Consider the following 20101-nt stretch of genomic DNA (forward strand, 5'->3'; position numbering starts at 1 on the left):
TTGATGCCGACCCCCGCTCAGTGGCAGGGGCAGATTTCTCAAGACCACCAAGGCGGTAGAGCGCTCTGCTATGGCACAGAATCAACACTCGATCGCCGGGCTGATCCTCGCCGGTGGACGCGGCGAGCGGCTGGGTGGAGTGATCAAGTCCGAACTGGTGCTTGGCGGGCGGCGCCTGCTCGAACGCATCGCGGAGCGGCTCGGAGCCTGCTCGCCGTTACTGGTCGGGCATGGGCGAATCGATCCGGCAGCGCAGCACCTCCTGGCCGGGATGGTCGCCGTACCCGACCTCGACAGCGACTATGCCGGGCCGCTGGCGGGTCTTGCTGGGGCCATCGCCTACCTCAATGGCCTGGCTGCGCCGCCAGAGCTGCTGGTCAGCGTCGCCGTGGATACCCCGTTCCTGCCGCCAGACTTCGTCACGCGCCTTGTCGACGGGCTCGGCGAGGCGCCCGCAGCAATCGCCGCCTATGGCGGACAGCCCTACCCCACCAACGCGATCTGGCGCGTTGCGCGATTCCGCGACCTGGCGGAGCAGGTGCAGGCCGGAACCGCACCACGCAGTCTCAAATCACTATGTTTCGGGTCTGAGGGCCACACCATCGAGTGGCCGAGAAGCCCTGCCGGCGATCCATTCGCCAACGTCAACACCCCGGAAGATCTGGCCGATCTGCGGCTGCGGGCGGCCAGGGTCGGGTCGCTTGGCGATTGAGTTTCCGAGATCGGAAATTCGGGCTTGGCAAAGGAAATCAAAACCGCTACACGGGCGCTGCCTTCGCAAGAGGGCACGTGTTCCGCGGTAGCTCAGTTGGTAGAGCATTCGACTGTTAATCGAATGGTCCTTGGTTCGAGTCCAAGCCGCGGAGCCAATCTTTCCCCTTCAGATTTGTGATTGAGCAAAGCGGGCTTCGGCCCGGCGCTTATGGTCGCTTGCGGGTTTTGCCTGCACCTGAGAGACCGGTTGTGCTCAACCGTTCCCCGTTAACCGGCTGTCATCCCAGCGAAAGCTGGGACCCATCTTTCCGCTGGCGCGGGCTGCGAGTTGGGTCCCCAGCTTTCGCTGGGATGACATCGAGGATGGGGCAATCGTAGTGGTTCAGCCCATCCGTGAAGTGATCCAGCCCGGCCTCACCAGGCCAGCGACTTGCCGTCCAGCGCGGCGAGCAGCTTTTCGTCGTGGCCGTAAATGTCGGAACTGAAGTGGACGCCGTCAGCTTCGACCCAAGCGGTCAGGTAGGTGATGTGCACCGGCAGCGGTGTCTTGAGGTTCACCACGGTGTTCTTCAGCGACGCCACGACGGTATCGATGCGCTGATTCGACCAGCCTTCGACACCGCCCGCCGCCAGCACCTGATCGGCCAGCTCGAGCGGACGCGACAGGCGGATGCAGCCGTGGCTGAAAGCGCGCTCGGCGCGACCGAAGAGGCTGCGTGACGGGGTATCGTGCAGGTAGACGTCATGGGAATTGGGGAACATGAACTTCACCCGGCCCAGGGCGTTGTTGGTGCCCGGCTTCTGGCGCAGCTGGAACGGGAAGCGACTGGGTGTCACCTGCGCCCAATCGACCTGGCGCACGTCGTAGACGTCCTTGCCGCGCACGGCCTCGAAGCCGGCAGCGGCGACGGCTGCCGGGTTGCTTTGCAGCTTGGGCAGTTCTTCCTTGGCAGCGAGGCCGGCCGGCACGTTCCAGTACGGGTTGAACTCGAGATAGCGGATAGCGTCGCTGAACACCGGCGTGCGGCTATAGGGCTTGCCCACCACCACCGCCATCTTCTCCTTGATCTCGCCATCGGCGATGCGGCGCAGTTCGAAGCCGGCGATGTTGACGATGATGTATTGCCGGCCGAGGTCGTCCGGCATCCAGCGCCAGCGCTCCATGGCGAAATCGATCGATTCGATGCGATCCTCGATCGGCACGTTCATGGCGACCAGCGAGGCCGGGCCGACGACGCCATCGACTTCAAGGCCATGGCGCGCCTGGAAGTGCTTGACCGCCTCGACCAGCGCATCGTCGTAGAACTCGGGTTCGCCCGGCGCGGTGGCTGCAGCGCCGTCGGTAACCGCGAGACGGGCGCGCAGCGCCGGGATGCGCGGGTCGGTCATCCCGGGCTTCAGAGTGTCGCCAAGCGGCACGGTGCCCCAGCCGCCGAGCACGGCAAGTGCGTGATAGTCGTCGAGCGCCTGCCGCAGCGCCTGGTACTCGGCGTTCTGCGGCTCCCAGGCGTGCAGCACGGTCTCAACATCGGCGACCTTAGCGACGCCGGCCAGCGCGGCGGCCTCATCAATGCTGCGCGGGGTGAGGAAGAAGTTCGGGTCGATCTTGTTGGGGAGGAACCGGCCGACCTTCAGGTCCGAGGCGTATTCGAGGAAGGCGGCCGAGAAGTAGAGCTCGATGATGGCGAGGCTGCGCTTGTCGGTGTCGCCCGCCGCCGCCATCAGGTCGGCGAGTTGCTGGCCGGGGTAATCATCGGGGTTGAGGCCGTCGTCTGTGGCGTTCACGAGCCGTGACACCATGGCGCCGGCGCGCGCACTGTTGAGCCAGAGCAGATCGCCACTCTGCTCCTCATAATAGGTACGAAGCACATCGCGACGCTGCTTGATCGGCAGCGGCAGGCGCGGTTCGTTGGCAAGCAGGTCGATGATATTGATGCGAACCACCGCCAGATCGCGCGGCGACAGATCGACCCGGTCCTGCGCGACAGCCGAGCCGACGACGACCGGCGCAACGAGGAGCAGCGCCAGCAGCGCGACGACGACGCTACGGATCAGTTCAGGGCATGGGCGGCGCATAGAGAATCCCGCCTTGGGTCCAGAGGGCGTTGACGCCACGGCTCAACTGCATCGGCGTCTCCTCGCCGAGGTTGCGCTCGAAAATCTCGCCGTAGTTGCCGACACCGGCGAGCACCTTGACCAGCCAGTCTTCGGATAGTCCCAGCGCCTTCACAGCCGGCGCACCCATGGCCCTGGCCGCATCGGCACCGCCACCGCTCATCGAGGCCGTATCGAGCCCCTGCTCTTCGGCGTCGATCAGGGCGTAGAGGGTCCAGCGCACCAGGGCCGTCCACTGCGGATCGCTGTCGCGCACCACGGGGCCGAGCGGCTCCTTGGAGATGACATCCTTGAGGATGACGTGTTCATCAGGGGTTGCCAGTGCGGCGCGCTCGGCAGCGAGGGCCGACCGATCGGCGGTGTAGGCGTCGCATTTGGCATCGGCATAGGCCGCGCGGGCCTCGTCGCGTTCCTCAAAGCTCAGGAAGGAAACGTTGAGGCCGGCCTTGTCGAAATAAGCCGCCGCATTGGCCTCGGTGGTGGTGCCGCTGACCACGCAGATGCTGGCGCCATCGAGCTCGAGCGGGCTGATGGCGCCGAAGATGGCCGGGATCATGAAGCCCTGTCCGTCGAAATAGCTGGTAGCGGGGAAATCCAGCCCCAGCCCGAGATCGCGTGACATGGTCCAGGTACTGTTGCGCGACAGGAGGTCAATCTTGCCGTCGCTCAGCGCGGCGAATCGCGCCTCGGCCGAAAGCGGCACGTACTCGACCTTTTCAGCATCACCAAGCGTCGCTGCCGCCACAGCCCGACAGAAGTCGACGTCAAAGCCCTGCCACGCCCCTGCCCCATCCTGCAGTGAAAAGCCGCCCAGTCCTTCGCTGACGCCGCAGATCAGTTTGTCGCGGGCGCGGACGTCGTCGAGCGTGCCGGCCAGGCCGGCCGACGTCGACGCGAGAACGGCCAGCATTGCTGTTGCCAGTAGGCGTCGGTGCATTGGCCACCCTCATGGCTGGATGCGAACTTGATCAGTCTTGGCTGCAACGGCGACGATGCACAAGCCCTTGGGCCACCACCGCCGTTGCGCGATCGTTCTTATGCGCCGCGCGGCGGCAGGTTGGTCCGGGCGCGGGGCACGGTGCCGGCCAGGCCCAGTTGATCGAGGGCACGCTCGATCTCGGCGTGGGTGTACGGCTTTTCGAAGTAGCGCGCCCCCAGCGGCAGATCCGGCGTTTCGCCAGGTCGTGGTCGCGACACGACGATGATCTCGATGGTCGGCCAGCGGTTGCGGACGGTTTCAGCCAGCTGGGCGCCATCGATGGTGCCCGGCACGTCATACTCTATGAAGGCGACGACAATACCCGAACGACTTTCGAGATGCGCCACCGCCTCGTCGGAACTGAAGGCGACCAGGGCTTCAAACCCCGCCGCCTCGAACAATTGCACTGCCCCAAGCATGATCATGGGTTCGTCCTCGACGATGAGGACCAGTGGCCGGCTGCTTCCGGTTGATGTCAATTATGGAGACCCGCATTTTTTACACCCATGCGCGTGGGCCTTCCCGACGCCACGCATACGAACCGAAGTGGCACCTCCTCGACTCCGAGCCGAAGAGGCCGACTTCGACTCGGCCCGAAGCGAATCCTTTCGCTTAACGACGGCAAAAGCGCGACCAGTGATACGCGCCCCCGTTCCACGCGCGAGGTGCGCATAAAGACCTAACGAATCCTCGCCGAAATCGTACGAGGATTAGATAAAGCTCCGAACAAAAAGCCTGATATGGCCGGTTTGCTTGAGTTTTCGGCCTTGGCACGACCCTCGCGCCAGTTGTTGCAGCGCAAATCGGCAGCGCTGTCATCCCGTCGTCATCCGCGATGGAATGGGCAAAAAATGCCCAAAAAGTAATCACGCGCCCGTGAGCGTCGGAGCGAGGCACGGTTTCGCCGCAATGCGACCACGCTTCGATCACGGATGAAATCGGGGTCCGACTGACGCAATGCCGCAGGCCGTGTGCGGTTTGACGCAGCGCAAATCGAAAGGCGGCAGCATGATGACGATCGCACGTCATGCGGCCGCTGCATGGCTCATATGAGTCCGGGTTGCTTCTCAGCTTGGAGCCCAGCGAACAGGCTTTCATGCATCGGATGGCGAACAACGGCCATCACCGGCAAGGATGCCAATACTAAGCGTCAACAACGGTCACTCCAGCGGTGGAGAGTACCTCTGATGTCACTTAGCCTAACGGGGCCAGCGAGCTTGTAGCTCGTCGTTCTGTACTCAGTCGCCAATCAACAACTCGCCCGTCGGGCGAGAACAATATTGCTCACACTTCTGAAAGAGGACCGTCGTGGCGAAAATAAGCGTCTTTGGGATCGGGTATGTCGGCGTCGTCTCCGCAGCGTGTCTGGCGGATGATGGCCACGAAGTGGTGGCGGTCGATCTCGACCCTGCCAAGGTAAGCGCAGTCAATGCCGGCCTCTCGCCGATTGTCGAGAACGGGCTCGACGAGATCATCGCCCGCGCCGTTGCCTCGGGTCGGCTGCGCGCCACCACCGATGGCCAGCAGGCGGTGCTCGACACCGATGCCAGCTTCGTCTGCGTCGGCACGCCGAGCGATGACACCGGCGCGGTCGGGCTCAAATATGTGAAGGGCGTCTGCGCCGATATCGGCGAGGCGATCAGGCACAAGCAGAGCTTCCACTCGGTGATCATCCGCTCGACCATCGTGCCCGGCACCATGGACGAGACCTGCATCCCGGTGCTCGAAGACGCGAGCGGCATGGTCGCCGGGCAGGATTTCGGCGTCGGCTACTACCCGGAGTTCCTTCGGGAATCGACTGCCATAGCGGACTACTACGATCCGGGCCTCATCGTCTTCGGCGCACTCGAAGATCGCACGGCGCAGATCCTCAAGGACATCAACGCCCAGATGCCCGTGCCCTCGCACGTGGTGACGCTGAAGACGGCCGAGGCGGTGAAGTATGCGTCCAACTCCTGGCGCGCCGTGAAGGTGACGTTCGCCAACGAGATCGGCAACATCGCCAAAGCGTCGGGTGTCGATGGCCAGCAGGTGATGAAGCTCATCTGCGCCGACACCAAGGTGAACATCTCGCCCTACTTCATGAAGCCCGGCTTCGCCTTTGGGGGCTCCTGCCTGCCCAAGGATGTCCGGGCGCTGCAGCACCTTGCCGCGAACAAAGGCGTCCCCTCGCCGCTCCTCGACGCCGTGCTCATTGCCAACGCGGCGCAGATCGACCGGGCCGAAAAGATGGTGGCCAATTCCGGCGCCAAGACCGTCGGCCTTGTCGGCATTGCCTTCAAACCGGGCACCGACGACCTGCGCGAAAGCCCGCTGGCCGAACTGGCGAGCCGGCTGATTTCGAAAGGCCTCGAGCTGCGTGTCTACGACCCGTACGTCTCGCAGGCAGTGGCCGGGGGCGTCAGCGCCATGGGCCGCGGCAATGACGTGGTGCCGGACCTGCCGTCGCGCCTCGTCGGCAAGATCGAGGACCTGATCGCCGGGTCCGACGTGATCCTCGTCGGCAACCGCTACGAGGAGACCATCGCGCCACTCAACTCGGTGTCGGAGTACCGCTCGCTGGTGGACCTCACGCGCATCAACGCGTCGCTCCGCTCCAACGGCACCTACGAAGGCATCTGCTGGTAAGCCATGAACCTTCTCGCGCACGCCATCTACGTCCTCTCGGCCGCGGCCATCGCCAGCACCGTGCCGGCTTCCGCCTTCTCGGGGGGCGCCGGGGTGTTCCTCACCCTGGGGGTGATCGGGCTCTGGCGCTACAGCTGGGCGCTGGTCAACTTCGTTCGTGCGCACCTCTACATCCGCGTCTTCTACCCTCGGCGGCGCGCTGCCGCCGAGGCGCTCTACGCGACAAAGCGGCCCGCGCACGCCTTCTTCCTCGCCACCAGCTACAAGATCGAAGCGGCGATCACCTCGCGGGTCTATCGTTCGATCTTTGAGGCAGCCCGTCGCTCCCCCGGCGGTTCGACCGTGGTCGCCTCGGTGGTCGATCTTGCCGATGAGCGGCTGATCCGTGCCGTCGCGGCGCAGGTGCTCAATGGCACCAACACCGTCGAGGTGGTGATCGACCGCATAGATGGCACCGGCAAGCGCGATGCGCTCGCCACGTCGCTCCGCTCGATCGCCCGCCGCTACCCCAGCGCCGACGACGTGGTGCTGCTGATCGACGGGGACACCCAGATCCCCGAAGACATCGTCGAACGCGCCGCGCCGTTCTTCGCCAACGGCAAGGTTGGAGCGCTCACCACGCACGAGCGCGCCGAGATCGATGACGCCCCGTTGTTCCGCGACTGGTTCAAGCTGCGCTTCACCCAGCGCCAGATGATGATGTCGGCGGTGGCGCTGGGCGGGCGCGTATTGACGCTCACCGGCCGCATGTCGGTGTTCCGCGCCGACCTCGCCACCAATCCAGAATTCATCGCCTCGGTCGAGCAGGATTACATCGACCACTGGCGGCTGGGCCGGGTGAAGTTCCTCACCGGCGACGACAAGTCGACCTGGTTCTGGCTGCTGAAGCACGGCTACGAGATGGCCTACCTGCCGGATGTCGCCTGTGTTTCGATGGAAACCCAGCCCAAGCCCGGCTTCGTCGAAAGCGCCATCACCCTGATGCGCCGCTGGTTCGGCAACATGCTGCGCACCAATGGCCGCGCCCTGGCGCTGTCGCCGGCCAAAATCGGGCCGTTTGCCTGGTGGTCGATCCTCGACCAGCGCGTCTCGATGTGGACGACGCTGACCGCACCGGTGGGCATCGTGCTGTTCTCGGTGTTCGTCGATCCGCTGATCGCGGTCGCCTATGTCGCCTGGGTGATGGCAACCCGCTACGCCTATTGCTGGCTGCTCGCCAGCTTCGGCGGCCCGTTCCCGATCACCTACCCGTTCCTGCTCTATTTCGGCCAGCTGTTCGGCGCCGCGATCAAGACCTCGGTCATGTTCCGCCTCGACCGCCAGCGCTGGACCCGCCAGTCGGCGACCAGCGTCAGCAACAGCGGCGGCGCTGAGGGGAGGGTCCGCTCCATCAGCTCCAGCTACATGCACGTGCTCGCCCTGGGCCTGCTCGTCGCCGGAGTGATCTTCGTCACGGGGCTCCTTAGCCCCCTCCCGATCCATGCCAACTGAGGGCTCACCAGCAATGACCGAAGCGCATGCAGAACTCGAAAAACCAAAAGCCAGCAGAAGCGCCTCGCCTGCCCCGCTTGCGACAGAACCCGCCGTGCACGGCGAACACCCGGTCATCCGGCTGCCGTTCAATGTCATCATCAACGGCCGCTCGTTCCAGGGCAACGCGCTCAGCATCGTCGGGGCGGAAGCCACCGGGCTGATCGACCCACAACTGCATGGTCGCGTGCAGCTGGTGACACTGGTGTTCAACTTCCCCGGCTACGCCATCAGCCTGCCGGTGGATGCGGCGATCGGCGCCGGCGCGCCGGAAGCCGGCACGGTGACGCTCCGCTTCCTCGAGCCAACCGGCCCGCATTTGCCGCAGTTGCGCTACATCCTCAACTCGGTGGTCGGCGGCGAACTGATCGGCGTCGACGGGCTGATCCGCACCGCGGACAAGCCCCAGAAGGTGAAGTCCGAGCTGCCCACGGCGCAGCGTTCTGCCGCCCAGGGCGTCATGACCGGCATCCGCTGGGGCGCCTTTGCCGGGCTTGGGCTGTTGCTGGTGGGGTTTGTGGGCGTAAAGCTCTACGAGCGGCTGTTCGTGCTGCCGGTCACCGGGCTTTCCACCATTACGCTCGACGGCATGGACCTCAGGGCAATCAGCCCGGGGCAGCTCGATTTCGTCAATCCGGCGGCGACCAAGGGCGAGATCGCTTTCGCCATCCGCACCACCTCGGGCGAAGTGCTCGCGGTGTCGATGCCGTGCGACTGCGTCGTGGCCCCCGGTGCCGCCCAGGGCGGCGCCACGGTGCTGGCCGGCGACACGGTGATGACCGTGGCACCCAAGGAAGCGCCGGTGGTGATCTCATCGAAGGTCGACGGCAATGGCCTGAGGGCACTCGCCTCAGGCGCCCATGCCGAAGTGCACCTGCCGAGCGGCGTCGTCACCACTGCGTCGCTCGATGCCAAGCAATTGCCGGGACTGCTGCGGAGCGCCACTGACGGCACCGCCATTCCGGTCACGCTCGTGCCGGCCACCGCGCTCGACCAGAGCACGGTGGGCTCGCCCGTCGACGTGCTGATCAAATCCGACCCGCTGGCGGCGGTGGGGCGGTTCTTCTCCTTCAACGGACCGGCGAACGAGGGCCACTAAGATGAACGCCATCCATCCAGTCGTGCTTTGCGGAGGCGTGGGTACGCGGCTTTGGCCGTTGTCCCGCAGCCAGCAACCGAAACAGTTCCAGCCGATCGACCACGAGGGCTCGATCACCTTCTTCCAGACCACCGTACAGCGGCACCGCGGCGAGTTGTTCCACGATCCCGTGGTGTCGGTTGCCGGCGGGCACCTCGGCACGGTCCGCCGCCAGCTTCGCGATGTACAGCGCAATGCGCGGATCATCGCCGAGCCGGTCGCGCGCAATACCGGGCCGGCCGTGCTGTCGGCGGCGTTGCTGATCGCTCGCACCGATCCTGACGCCGTGATGCTGATCTGCCCCTCCGACCATGTGATCGAGGGCGACCTCAATTCACGCATCCGGGAGTCGCACAAGGCGGCCTCCGACGGGCTGATCGTCACCTTCGGCATCAAGCCGCGCTACAACGAAACCGGCTATGGCTACATCATCGATGGCGGTGAGTTTTCCAACTACCGCGGCGTGCACCGGGCCGAGAAGTTTATCGAAAAGCCGAACGCGCAGACCGCGCAGTCGCTGATCGAGACCGGCCTCGCGTATTGGGCCTCGGGCATCTCGCTGATGCGCGCCGATACGGTGATCGAGGAATATCGCCGTTTCGACCCCGTCACCTTCGGGGCGGTAAGCGCTTCGCTCGCCAACGCCAGCAACGAAGACGCCGCGCTGCTGCTCGAGGAAGCGAGCTTCGGCTCGGCCGAGAGTCTCCCAACCGAGCGGGCGGTGTTCGAAAAATCGAAAACCGTGGCGCTGGCCCCGGCTGACGTCGAATGGGACGACGTCGGCGCCTGGGCGGCGTTCCACACCATCGGCAAGAAGTCGGACGGCAACAACGTCGTCAGCGGCGACGTGATGATGGTCAACTCGCGTGACAGCTATGTCCGCGGTTCGGATCGCCTCGTGGCAGTGGTCGGGGTCGACAACCTCGTCGTCGTCGATACGCACGACGCCCTGCTGGTGACGACCCGCGACCAGTCGCAGGACGTCAAGAAGGTGGTCGAGCAACTCAAGGCGCAGAGCCGCCGCGAGGCCGAGGATCACTCGTTCGGCGCCACCGACTGGGGCAAGCAGGGCAAGCTCGCCTCGGGCGCCGGCTACATGCTGCGCCACCTCACGGTGAACCCCGGCGCGACGTTGCCGGTGGAGAGCGGCTCGGAGTTCCGGCGGCTGATGGTCGTCGCCTCGGGCGGTGGCATGCTGCACATGGGCAGCCGCCGCCGTGAGATCCGCGCCGGCGCCACCTTCGAGATCGGCCCGGAGCAGACCGCCGAGGTGATCAATGACGGCACAGGCCCGATGCAGGTCATCGAGGTCGCCTGCCATGTGGACGGTCCCCTGACGCACCTTACGCCGCTGCTGGAACTGGCAGCGGTGGCCGATGGGAGCCGCGAACATGCGTAAGGCGTGGGTCTGCGCAGGTCTTGCCGCCGCGGCGTGCTCTCTCCCTTGGGCCGCCACGGGGGCCGACTACGCGCGGACCCTCGCCTACGAAAAGACCGTCGCCGCCCTGGCGGCGATGGTCGAGGCGGGCCGTCCGGCTCCCGACCTCCAGTCGGCGGCCGCGCCTCTCGGCTTCAGCTACAGCGCGGCCGAGAACAAGCCGGCCCCTGCCCTGAAGCTCGGCGGCCTGCAGGTCAGCGTCGTGTCGATCGACCTGGTGCTGAGCCAGCTGGCGCTGCAGGCCGGCGCAAACTACCACGTGGCGCTGCGCCAGGCGCAGGCGAAGCCGGACGTGCTGCTGATCGAAGCGGGTGTCACCAGCCTCGCACAGCTCTACGACGCGGTGACGGCCGCCAAGTTGAGCGGCGTGCTCGACAAGACGGATGCCGGCTATGTCGCTCACCTGCCGATCGCAGTGTGGAACGGCGCGACGTTGTCGCTGCAGCCGGGCGAGACGCTGCTGCTCGACCGCTCAACCGGGGCGTTTCTGCTCGCCGCGGGGAACCTCGTCGGCGATGCCGCCGGGATTGCCGGGACTGGTGAGCCCAACCCGCGTCTCAAAGACTTCAACCCGTTCGTCGTGGTCGCCCTGTCGGGCAGCGCCCGGCTGGAGCGGATGCATTTTGCCGATCTCGGCTATGGGCTGTTTCCGCCGCTGACCGGGGTTACCATCCTCGAGGGCGGCTTTTACGCCAAGCCCGCGCCCTCGCTGGTGCGCGACAGCCGTTTCGAACGTGTCGGTTCGCTGGCGCTGGTCGATGCCGACGAGGCGATCGTCGAGGGCAATGTATTCGGCGCTTCGCATGGACCGGCGCTGTTGCTGAGCGGCGGCACGGATATCTCGGCCCGCGGCAATGTGGTGCTGGCCGGCGCAGCCGCGCATGGCATCAAGGTGACCGGCGCCGCGAGCTCTATCGCGCTCTCCGGCAACATCGTCATCGACGCCGGCCTCAACGGCATTTTCGCCGATGCCGGCGCCGCCCAACTCAGAATCGACGGTAACCTGATCGCCGGCAGCAAGCGCTCGGGCATCTCCGTCGCCTCGGCCGATTGCATCGACGTTACCGACAACCTGCTGTTGCAGAATGCCCAGTCGGGGCTCGCGGTGCGCGACAGCGCCGGGCTCAAGGTGAGCGCCAACCGGCTGATCGACAACGGCAATGCGGGGATCAGCGTAACGCACCAGCCCGATTACGGGGTGATCGAGATCGCCTCCAACGAGCTCGACGGCAACCGCGTCGGCATCAAGGGCTCGACCACGGCGCGGCTGGCCTTCGCCATGAACGATTTCACCGGCCAGGCGCCACGCCTGCTGGATGGCGAGCTGGTGCAGTTCACCGATCGCTTCTTCAACCTCAGCGCCACCGACAGCACGCCGACGATCATCGACGGCCTGCAACTCAAGGCTGGCGCCAAGCTCACACCCACCGGCGCCCTGCGCCCCACTAGCTGCACCTTCGAGGGGGATGCCTGATGGTCTTTTCGTCCGAGACGTTCCTGTTCCTGTTCCTGCCGATCTTCCTAGTTGCGTATTACCTGACGCCGCCGAAGTGGCGGAACCTGACGCTCCTCGTCGAATCCTACCTGTTCTATGGCTGGTGGCGCTTCGACTTCCTGATGCTGCTCTGCGCCAATACGCTGTGGGCCTACGTGTTCTCGATCCTGGTCGAGAAGTATCAGGGCACACCCCGGGCGAAGCTCTTCGTCGCCGTCGGCGTCACCGGGCACCTGCTGGTCCTCGGGGTCTTCAAGTACCTCAACTTCTTCATCGACAGCTTCGCCTCGCTATGGGGCACGACGCCGGACGCGCTCGGCATCCACTGGCAGTTGCTGCTACCGATCGGCATCTCGTTCTACGTCTTCCACTCGATCAGCTACCTGGTCGACGTCTATCGCGGCGACGCCAAGGTCTCGCGCAACATCATCGATTTCGCTGCGTTCCTCGCGCTGTTCCCGCAACTCGTGGCCGGCCCGATCCTCCGCTACAAGGATCTCGCCCCGCAGTTCGAGCACCGCGAACACAGCTGGGAGCTGTTCAACGCCGGCTGGCAACGCTTCCTGATCGGCCTTTCCATGAAGGTGCTGATCGCCGACCCGGTGGCGCCGCTCGCCGACGCCATGTTCTCGGCCCCGAACCCGACAGTGGTCGAGTCCTGGCTGGGGGCGCTGGCCTACTCGATGCAGCTCTATTTCGATTTCGCCGGCTATTCGGCGATGGCGATCGGGCTGGCCCTGATGATCGGCTTCCGCTTCGCCGAGAACTTCAACATGCCCTATATCAGCCGCTCGATCACCGAGTTCTGGCGGCGCTGGCACATCTCGCTCAGCACGTGGCTCAGGACCTATCTCTACATCTCGCTGGGCGGCAATCGTAAGGGCACGGTCCGCACCTATATCAACCTGTTCCTGGTGATGCTCCTGGGCGGGCTGTGGCACGGCGCTGCCTTCACCTTCATCCTGTGGGGCGTCTGGCACGGCGGCATACTCGTCGTCGAGCGGCTCACCGGCTACGACAAGACAGCGCAGAACTACTGGTGGAGCCTGCCACTCTGCTTCGTCGCCGTGGTGCTGGGCTGGGTGATGTTCCGCGCCCCCGATGTCGGCCAGGCGTTCCAGATGTATGCCGGCATGTTCGGCTTCAACGGCATCGGCATCCGGCCGGAAGTGGCCTGGATGGTGAGCCGCGAGGCGATGACCATGCTCGCCATCGCGATCGCCATCACCATTGCCGAACCGCGCATGCGGCACCTGTGGGAACCGCAGATCACCGTCAATGCCGATGGCACGGCAACTGCTGCGGCCACCAGCCTGGTCAAGGCCGGAGCCCTCAGCGCACTCGCCATCTTCTGCCTGATGCGGCTCGCCGAGCAGACCTACTCGCCCTTCCTCTACTTCCAGTTCTGAGGCCGGAAATGACACTCGACACCAACGTCAGCGCCAAATCCTCGTGGGTCGCGGCTGCACCCGCCTTCGCCCTGCCCGTGCTGTTCCTCGGCTATGCGGTGGTCGCCAACTACGAGTTCGTCACCGGACTCGGCCGTGACATCGCCGAGATGCCGAAATCGGCCACCGAGTACCTGAACGGCGAGGCCGCCATTCAGATCGACACCTACTACAAGAAGATCATGCCGCATCGGCTGCCCTCGATCGATGTGATGGGCGCGGCCCGCTACCTCGCCTTCCGCGAAGGGCGCCCAGGGGTGGTGGTCGGCGATGACGGCTGGCTGTTCTCCAAGGAGGAGTTCGAGGCGACGCTGAAGCGCACGCCGGACCTCGCCGAGGCGGCGCGTGGCGTGACCGAAGTGCGTGACCTCCTCGCTGCCAAGGGCATCGATCTGGTGGTCGTACCGCTGCCCGCCAAGGCCGATATCTACCGCGAGCACGTGAGCTACCCGGCGATCCCGACCGATCTCGAGCGGCTCTACGAAGATTTCCGCACCGTTCTCGACAATGCCGGGATCAACAATGTCGAGACCCGCGCGCCGCTGGAAGCGGCCAAGGCAAAGGGCCAGCTGTTCCTCACCACCGACACCCACTGGACGCCGCTCGGCGCCGAAGTGGTGGCCGACGCCGTGGGCGCGGCGCTCGGTAAGCGCGACACCCCCTACAGCATCGCCGACGCCGCTCCCGTGCAGCGTGAGGGCGATCTCTCGAAATTCATCGTTACCGGCGGGCTGGCACCTCTCGTCGGTCTGGGTCCGGAGACTGTCGTGCCGCGCGAGGCGTCTGCGCCCCCTGCAGCCTCGAGCACCGACATCTTCGGGCCCTCCTCCATTCCGTTCGTCCTCACCGGCACCAGCTACAGCGCCAACCCGCAATGGAGCTTCGGCGAGAGCCTCAAGGTTTCGCTCGGCGCGGACGTGCTCAACCTTGCCGAAGAAGGCAAAGGCCCGGTGGCGCCAATGCGCGCCTTCCTGGAAAGCGAGACACTGCGAGATAATCCGCCCGAAATGGTGATCTGGGAGTTCCCGATCCGCTATCTCGGCCAGACCCAGCTGTGGAACGCCGAGCCGGCGAAGGCGGCAACCGAATGATCCGCGCGCTGGCTCTAGCAGCGGCAAGCCTGGTCCTTGCGGTGGCGGGCTTCGCCATCGCCGGCCCCGCCAGCGCCGCCACCTGCATGGTGCGGCTGCCGGAGTCGCTGTCGAGCACATCGGAGCGGGCGCGACCGATGGTGCCGGGCAAGTGCAAGCCCCGCCAGGGCACGCATCGCACCGCCAGGCCGGTCGATCCGATGAAGCAGATCCGTAACCGGATGATTGCCGGTAAGGAGGTCAGCTACAAGGAATTGCAGGCGCTGGCGGATTCCGGCGACAACCTGGCGCAGTTGCACCTCGCCAAGCGTATCGAGGCCGACAATGATCCGGCGACGCTGGATGCGGCGGCTCGCTACTATCGGCGCGCCGCCGAGAATGGCCGGACCTCGGCCATCCGCCCGCTGATCCGGTTGCTTAATGCCGACGTTTTTCTCGACCAGCCCAAGAACCTCGCCTCGTCGCAGCAACTGCTCGAGAAGCTGGCGGCCGGCGGCGATGCTGTTGCCCGCGACGGGCTGATCGGCATGTACCGCGCCGGCAAGCCGTTCGGGCTCGATCCGGCGCGTGCCGACGAGCTGCTGGTCGCCTCGGCCAAGGGTGGCGACGCCAAGGCGGCACTCGATCTGGCCTTCACCCTGCTGTCGGGCACGCCGGAGCCGGCCGAGATCGAGGAGGCAAAGGGCTACCTCGAGGTCGCGGCCACTTCCGAAACCCTCAACATCCGGACGATGGCGGAGAACCTGCTCCGCACGCTCGAACCCCAGCTCACCGCCTCCACGGAGACGACACAATGAACAAGACCCTGCTGCTTGGCGCCGCCTTCGCCGCTGCCCTGTCCGCCAGCCCGACGCTCGCCGCCAACTCGGCCTTCGGTTGCAAGCATCTCGAGGACAACCCGACGCTGCCCTCGGTCGAAGGTCGCGACGGCTTCTTCTTCCGCATTTTCGCGGACCTGCGCATGCAGCACCCGTTCACCGAGGATACGGTGGCGCAGATGGGCAAGCTCGCCGAAGCGCTGAAGGCGCACGGCACCACGATGCTCTATGTGCCGATCCCCACCAAAAGCGTGACCCTGCCGACCTTCCTGCCCGATGAGGCGAAGCTCTTCGGCTTCGATGAAGACGTGGCGGTTTCGGTCTATGAGGATCAGGTGGCGCGGCTCAACGCCCAGGGTGTGATCGCGGTCGACCTGCTGTCGGCGCTGCGCACCACCAATGGTGGCGATCCGCCGTTCTTCCGCTCCGATTTCCACTGGACCTCGCGCGGCGCCGAAACAGCGGCGCAGACGATCGGCGGGATGATCAAACAGTTGCCGGCCTATGCAGACGTCACGCCGGTCACCTACGAAACCAAAGCGACGGGCGCCGAGCTTGCCGTGTCGGGCATGCGCCGCACCCTGCAGGCCTATTGCGTGCTCAGCCTGCCGCCGGTGATCAGCACTTCCTACGAAACCGTGGAAGTCGCCAGCGCCGATGCCAGCCTCGATATCTTCGGCGATAGCGGCGGCGGGCAAGCGGAAGGCGCCACCAACAACGAGATCGCGCTGGTCGGCACCAGTTTCTCGGATGCCCTGGTCCCGAACTTTTCGGGTTTCCTCGCCCAATATGCCAGCCTGCCGGTGGCCAATATGGCGATCACCGGCGGCAACCAGTTCGGCGCCATCACCTCGTATCTCACCTCACGCGAGTTCCAGGCCAACCGGCCCAAATTCCTCGTCTGGGAAAACCCGATCTACAACAACCTGGCGCAGTTCGGCACCGGCTCGTTGACCGAGCTGATCGCCGCAGCACGCAACGATTGCCAGCCGGTGGGCAGCACTCCGGTCATCGACAAGGCCAAGGGGCTCTACCAGGCCGACCTGACCGGCACGCCGATCGCGCCGAACCAGGTGCTGCTGGCCGATGCCGGCGACGATGGCAGCCGCGACGTGGTGCTCACTTTCGAGAGCGCCGATGGCCGCACCTTCACCCGCGAAGTGCATCGCGGCGACCGCTTCCGCGGTACCGGCCGCTTCTTCATCCCGCTCGAGTCGCTAGACAGCCTGGAGTTGTCGAAGGTCTCGATCCAGTTCGATCGCCTCTCCGAGGAGAAGGCGGCGATTTCCCTCTGCAACACCTAAGGAGAGCCAAGATGAAGCGCTCGACGAAACTTATCGCCCTGGCCAGCCTGATGCTGCTCAGCGCCACGCCTTTCGCCATGGCCCAGGATGACGGGCTTTACGATGCGCCGGTCGACCCGAACTCCGCCTTCGTGCGCGTGCTGGTGCCTGGCGCCGCCGTGGCGGTGGTCAATGGCACAACGGTCGACGGCATCACCGATGGTCTCTCGGCCTATGTGAACGTGCAGCCGGGCGACATTCCGGTCTCGGCCGGCGATGTGTCCGGCTCGGTCACCACCGCGCCGGGCGCCTACTACACCTATGCGTGGAGTGTCGAAGGCGAGCCGTTGGTGCTCGAGGATGATCCGGCTTCCGACCCCAGCAAGGCAACCGTCTACTTCTACAACCTCTCCGACCTCGCCAGCGTCGACCTGTTCGTGCCGGCAGCCAAGACCAAGGCGATCGAGGCGATCGCCGGGGATACCGGCAAGTCGGTGGCGCTGAAGGCCCCGCTGACCCTCGACTTCGAAGTGCAGGCCGACGGCAAGCCGGTGGCGACTGTCGCCGCGCTCGACCTCAAGCGCCGTGGCGGCGTGTCGATCATCTTTACCGGCTCGAACGGCACCTATAGCGCCGCAGCCGTCGAGAACGCCTTCTTCCGCGCGCAGTAAGTATCCAAACCGGAGGCTCCCGATGCCCTCATTCGTCCCCCGCCTCGCCACTGCTTTGCTGCTCGGCTCAGGGTTGGTATCCGCTGCCGTGGCGGCGCCTGTCGAGGTCACCTTCCTGCCGCCGGAGATCCCGGCGCAGGAAGTCTGCGTTGCCAAGAAGGCCGACCCCGACGTGGTGGCGCGCTGGCAGGCGTGGGACGGGGCATCGGTGCCCGAGGGCGATCCCGAGCTGGTACTGCGCGACGCGCGGCGCCTCAGGGATCTCAACCCGACCGGCAATTTCGAGCTGGTCGACAAGATGCTGGCGATCGTCGGCAAGATGCCGGCGCCCAAGGTGCCGGATACCGCAATCGACCGGATCAACCTCTACCTCAAGGCCGGCAAGGTGCCGCAGTTGCGCGAGACCGGCGTCATCGACGGCCTCGAAGCCAATGCCGGCAGCCTCGCCCCCAAGGCGCTCAACCTGCTGTCGACGCTCTATCTCGATGGGCTGGTGGTGAAGAAGGACCGGGAGAAGGGACTGGGCTACCTGACCCGCGCCGCCATGGGCGGCAATGCCGACGCCCTGCTCCGCCTCGCTTCGATGAACATCGGCGGCGAGCAGGTACCGGGCTGGGAACTCGACCCCAAGCTGGCCGTGACCATGGCGTTCGGGGCCCTCGTGGGCAAGCTCGACCCCGAGATCTGCGACCGCATCGGCCGCATCGCCCGCGAATATTCCAAGGGCCTGGTGGTCAAGCAGGACCACAACATCGCCGAGCAGTGGCTGCGGCTCGCGGCCGATCTCGGCGATGCCGGCGCGGCCTGGAAGGTGGCGCAGCTGCATCTCGAGAGCGAACTGATCGTCAAGAACAATGACAACCTGCTGAAATACCTGAATCTCGCCTCCGACCGCGGCGTGGCGGCGGCGCAGGTGGAACTGGGCAAGCTCTATGAAGCCGGCGCGCTGGTGCCCGAGGACAAGGACAAGGCGCAAGCGCTCTATGCCGAAGCTTCGGACCTGGGCAGCCGCAACGCGCTGTTCAGACTGGCGACGCTGCTCGAGACCGAACAGGCGATCCCCGAAAAGAAGCAGGCTTATGAGGCGCGGCTCAACCAACTGGTCGAGATGCCGGAACCGCCGGGCTGGGCGTTTTCCAAGCTGGCGAAACTGGTGCTGACCGACAAGGGCCGCTGGGCCGGCGAGGCCGAGGCCAAGGCGCTGCTCGAAAAGGGCGTGGCGCTGGAGGACGCGGACTCGGCTCAGGAACTGGCGTTCATCCTGCTGCGCCACCGCGACGAGCCGGGCGTGTTCGAACGGGCCACCGAGTTGCTCAGCTTCGCGGTGACCAATGCCGGCAAGATCGATCCGATGACCGACCTGCGGCAGGCCTATCTCTGCCGTGCGCCGAAGGGCGCCGACATGCGCCTGGCCGAGTTCTGGCAACGCACCGAAGATGCTGCCGGCAACTCGACCGAGTTCATGGATTCGGGCGATATCGATGCCCTCGATCCTGAAACCGATCCGCTGTCGCTGGCCAAGCTCCAGACCCACGCGCTCTATGGCCGGCCGAACTCGGTGGCCTACTATGTCGACTACCTGAGCCGGAACGGCGCCAGCCCGGAAATGCTGGCCTTCTGGCAGTCACGCATCGATCCGGTACCGGCAACCGTCGACGCGCTCGCCCGCCATCGCCTGACCGTCTCGCCGACGCCCGAGGTGATCGAGGAGACCATTGCGGCGCTCAAGGCGGCCCGCGCGGATGGTCTCGCACGCGCTCCGGTCGATCTGGGCTCAGTGCTGCTCGACTACTTCCCCAACGACGCCGAAAAGCGGACGGAAGCCATCGGATACCTGACCGAGGCGGCGCAGCAGGGTTCCGGCGAGGCGATCCTGCGCCTCCTGCCGATGATGCAGGCGGAAGGCGTGTCCGACGAAGACCTGCTGGCGCAGTACCACCAGGCGATCGAGGAACGGGGCGACGCCGACGCACTGATCTTCGCCGCCTCGAATACCAAGGACGAGGCGCAGCGGCACGACTACCTCTACCGGGCCGCGAGCGTCGTCGACTGCACGTTCGAGAACACCATCAAACTGGCGGGTGCGTTCGTTGCCACCGCCGACGATGCCGAGACCGAGCACTGGCTGCAGGTCAGCCTGCGGCTCGCCGGCGAGGACGGCTGGCGGCACACCGCGATTGCCGATCGCTACATGGCGATGGGCGGCGAGGAACGCGCCAGGACCGCGATCGAGCTGTTCGACCAGGCCGTTGCGCTGGGGGACGACACGGCGGTGAGCCGGCTGGTGAAAATCTACGCCGACCCGGATAGCGAGGACTACGCCCCAACCAAGGCAGTGGCGATGTTCAAGCGGATGATCGACGACGCCCAGGTGGCTGACCTCGGCAAGATCCGCGAGAAGGTGCTGAAGGCGCCGCCGGCGATCCAGACGGCGGTGATGGAGGAGGTCGACTGGTCGGCCCGCTATGCGGCGGCCGCGGCCTCCGGCGATGCGGTGGCGATGCGTGAACTGGCGCTCTACCTGCGGCAGACCGGCACCAGCGTGGCCGAAGCCCGCGACGCCAGTTCGTGGCTGAAGCGGGCGGCGGAGGGCGGCGACGCCATCGCGATGGTCGAACTGGCCAAGGCCTACGCCATGGGTATCGGCATCGCGCCGTCGATCCAGCAAGCCACCGTGCTGCTGAAGGACGCGGCCGGGCTCGGCAATCCCGAGGCGCAGCGGCTTCTGGCGTCAATGGCAGTGGAGAACTGAG

At 65.7% G+C, this 20101-nt stretch carries 15 protein-coding genes and 1 tRNA gene; 13 read left to right on the top strand and 3 right to left on the bottom strand.

What is annotated here, in order from left to right:
- Window positions 1-70: 70 nt before the first annotated feature.
- Window positions 71-712, top strand: coding sequence for a molybdenum cofactor guanylyltransferase (mobA, locus tag VGV07_RS20560; RefSeq protein ID WP_326870603.1), 642 nt, complete (start codon window positions 71-73; stop codon window positions 710-712).
- Window positions 713-793: 81 nt separating this feature from the next.
- Window positions 794-869, top strand: a tRNA-Asn gene (locus VGV07_RS20565).
- A 259-nt stretch (window positions 870-1128) separates the two neighbouring features.
- Here VGV07_RS20565 and VGV07_RS20570 read toward each other — a convergent pair.
- From VGV07_RS20570 to VGV07_RS20580, 3 genes are all read right to left on the bottom strand, one after another.
- On the bottom strand, window positions 1129-2790 hold the full coding sequence (locus VGV07_RS20570; RefSeq protein ID WP_326870604.1) for a L,D-transpeptidase family protein: 1662 nt from the start codon (window positions 2788-2790) through the stop codon (window positions 1129-1131).
- Entirely contained in the window at window positions 2771-3766 is a 996-nt protein-coding gene (locus tag VGV07_RS20575; RefSeq protein WP_326870605.1) for an amino acid ABC transporter substrate-binding protein, read from the bottom strand. Before VGV07_RS20575 ends, VGV07_RS20570 begins: the two co-directional genes overlap by 20 nt.
- 98 nt (window positions 3767-3864) lie before the next feature.
- Entirely contained in the window at window positions 3865-4287 is a 423-nt protein-coding gene (locus VGV07_RS20580) for a response regulator (protein ID WP_326870606.1), read from the bottom strand.
- 829 nt (window positions 4288-5116) lie between these two features.
- Between VGV07_RS20580 and VGV07_RS20585 the strand changes: the two genes are divergently transcribed.
- The 11 genes from VGV07_RS20585 to VGV07_RS20635 all read left to right on the top strand — a co-directional run bounded on the left by VGV07_RS20585 (window position 5117) and on the right by VGV07_RS20635 (window position 20100).
- Entirely contained in the window at window positions 5117-6436 is a 1320-nt protein-coding gene (locus VGV07_RS20585; RefSeq protein WP_326870607.1) for a UDP-glucose/GDP-mannose dehydrogenase family protein, read from the top strand.
- Between the two features lie 3 nt (window positions 6437-6439).
- The gene (locus VGV07_RS20590) at window positions 6440-7927 is read left to right on the top strand and encodes a glycosyltransferase (protein ID WP_326870608.1); all 1488 of its coding nucleotides are present in this window, start codon (window positions 6440-6442) and stop codon (window positions 7925-7927) included.
- A gap of 94 nt (window positions 7928-8021) precedes the next feature.
- Complete coding sequence (locus VGV07_RS20595) at window positions 8022-9065, top strand: hypothetical protein (RefSeq protein ID WP_326870609.1); 1044 nt, start codon at window positions 8022-8024, stop codon at window positions 9063-9065.
- 1 nt (window position 9066) lies between these two features.
- Window positions 9067-10503 (top strand): mannose-1-phosphate guanylyltransferase/mannose-6-phosphate isomerase, encoded by a 1437-nt coding sequence (locus tag VGV07_RS20600; RefSeq protein WP_326870610.1) that lies wholly within the window; start codon window positions 9067-9069, stop codon window positions 10501-10503.
- On the top strand, window positions 10496-12016 hold the full coding sequence (locus VGV07_RS20605) for a right-handed parallel beta-helix repeat-containing protein (RefSeq protein ID WP_326870611.1): 1521 nt from the start codon (window positions 10496-10498) through the stop codon (window positions 12014-12016). Before VGV07_RS20600 ends, VGV07_RS20605 begins: the two co-directional genes overlap by 8 nt.
- The gene (locus VGV07_RS20610; protein WP_326870612.1) at window positions 12016-13446 is read left to right on the top strand and encodes an MBOAT family protein; all 1431 of its coding nucleotides are present in this window, start codon (window positions 12016-12018) and stop codon (window positions 13444-13446) included. Before VGV07_RS20605 ends, VGV07_RS20610 begins: the two co-directional genes overlap by 1 nt.
- A gap of 8 nt (window positions 13447-13454) precedes the next feature.
- Complete coding sequence (locus VGV07_RS20615) at window positions 13455-14576, top strand: alginate O-acetyltransferase AlgX-related protein (protein WP_326870613.1); 1122 nt, start codon at window positions 13455-13457, stop codon at window positions 14574-14576.
- Window positions 14573-15373 (top strand): hypothetical protein, encoded by an 801-nt coding sequence (locus VGV07_RS20620; RefSeq protein WP_326870614.1) that lies wholly within the window; start codon window positions 14573-14575, stop codon window positions 15371-15373. The genes VGV07_RS20615 and VGV07_RS20620 overlap by 4 nt, the downstream gene beginning before the upstream one ends.
- On the top strand, window positions 15370-16698 hold the full coding sequence (locus tag VGV07_RS20625; protein WP_326870615.1) for an alginate O-acetyltransferase AlgX-related protein: 1329 nt from the start codon (window positions 15370-15372) through the stop codon (window positions 16696-16698). The genes VGV07_RS20620 and VGV07_RS20625 overlap by 4 nt, the downstream gene beginning before the upstream one ends.
- An 11-nt stretch (window positions 16699-16709) precedes the next feature.
- On the top strand, window positions 16710-17348 hold the full coding sequence (locus tag VGV07_RS20630; RefSeq protein ID WP_326870616.1) for an alginate O-acetyltransferase AlgF: 639 nt from the start codon (window positions 16710-16712) through the stop codon (window positions 17346-17348).
- Between the two features lie 22 nt (window positions 17349-17370).
- Complete coding sequence (locus VGV07_RS20635; RefSeq protein ID WP_326870617.1) at window positions 17371-20100, top strand: hypothetical protein; 2730 nt, start codon at window positions 17371-17373, stop codon at window positions 20098-20100.
- Window position 20101: the final 1 nt, after the last annotated feature.

This window comes from Devosia sp. (genome assembly GCF_035944845.1).
Classification (GTDB): Bacteria; Pseudomonadota; Alphaproteobacteria; order Rhizobiales; family Devosiaceae; genus Devosia_A.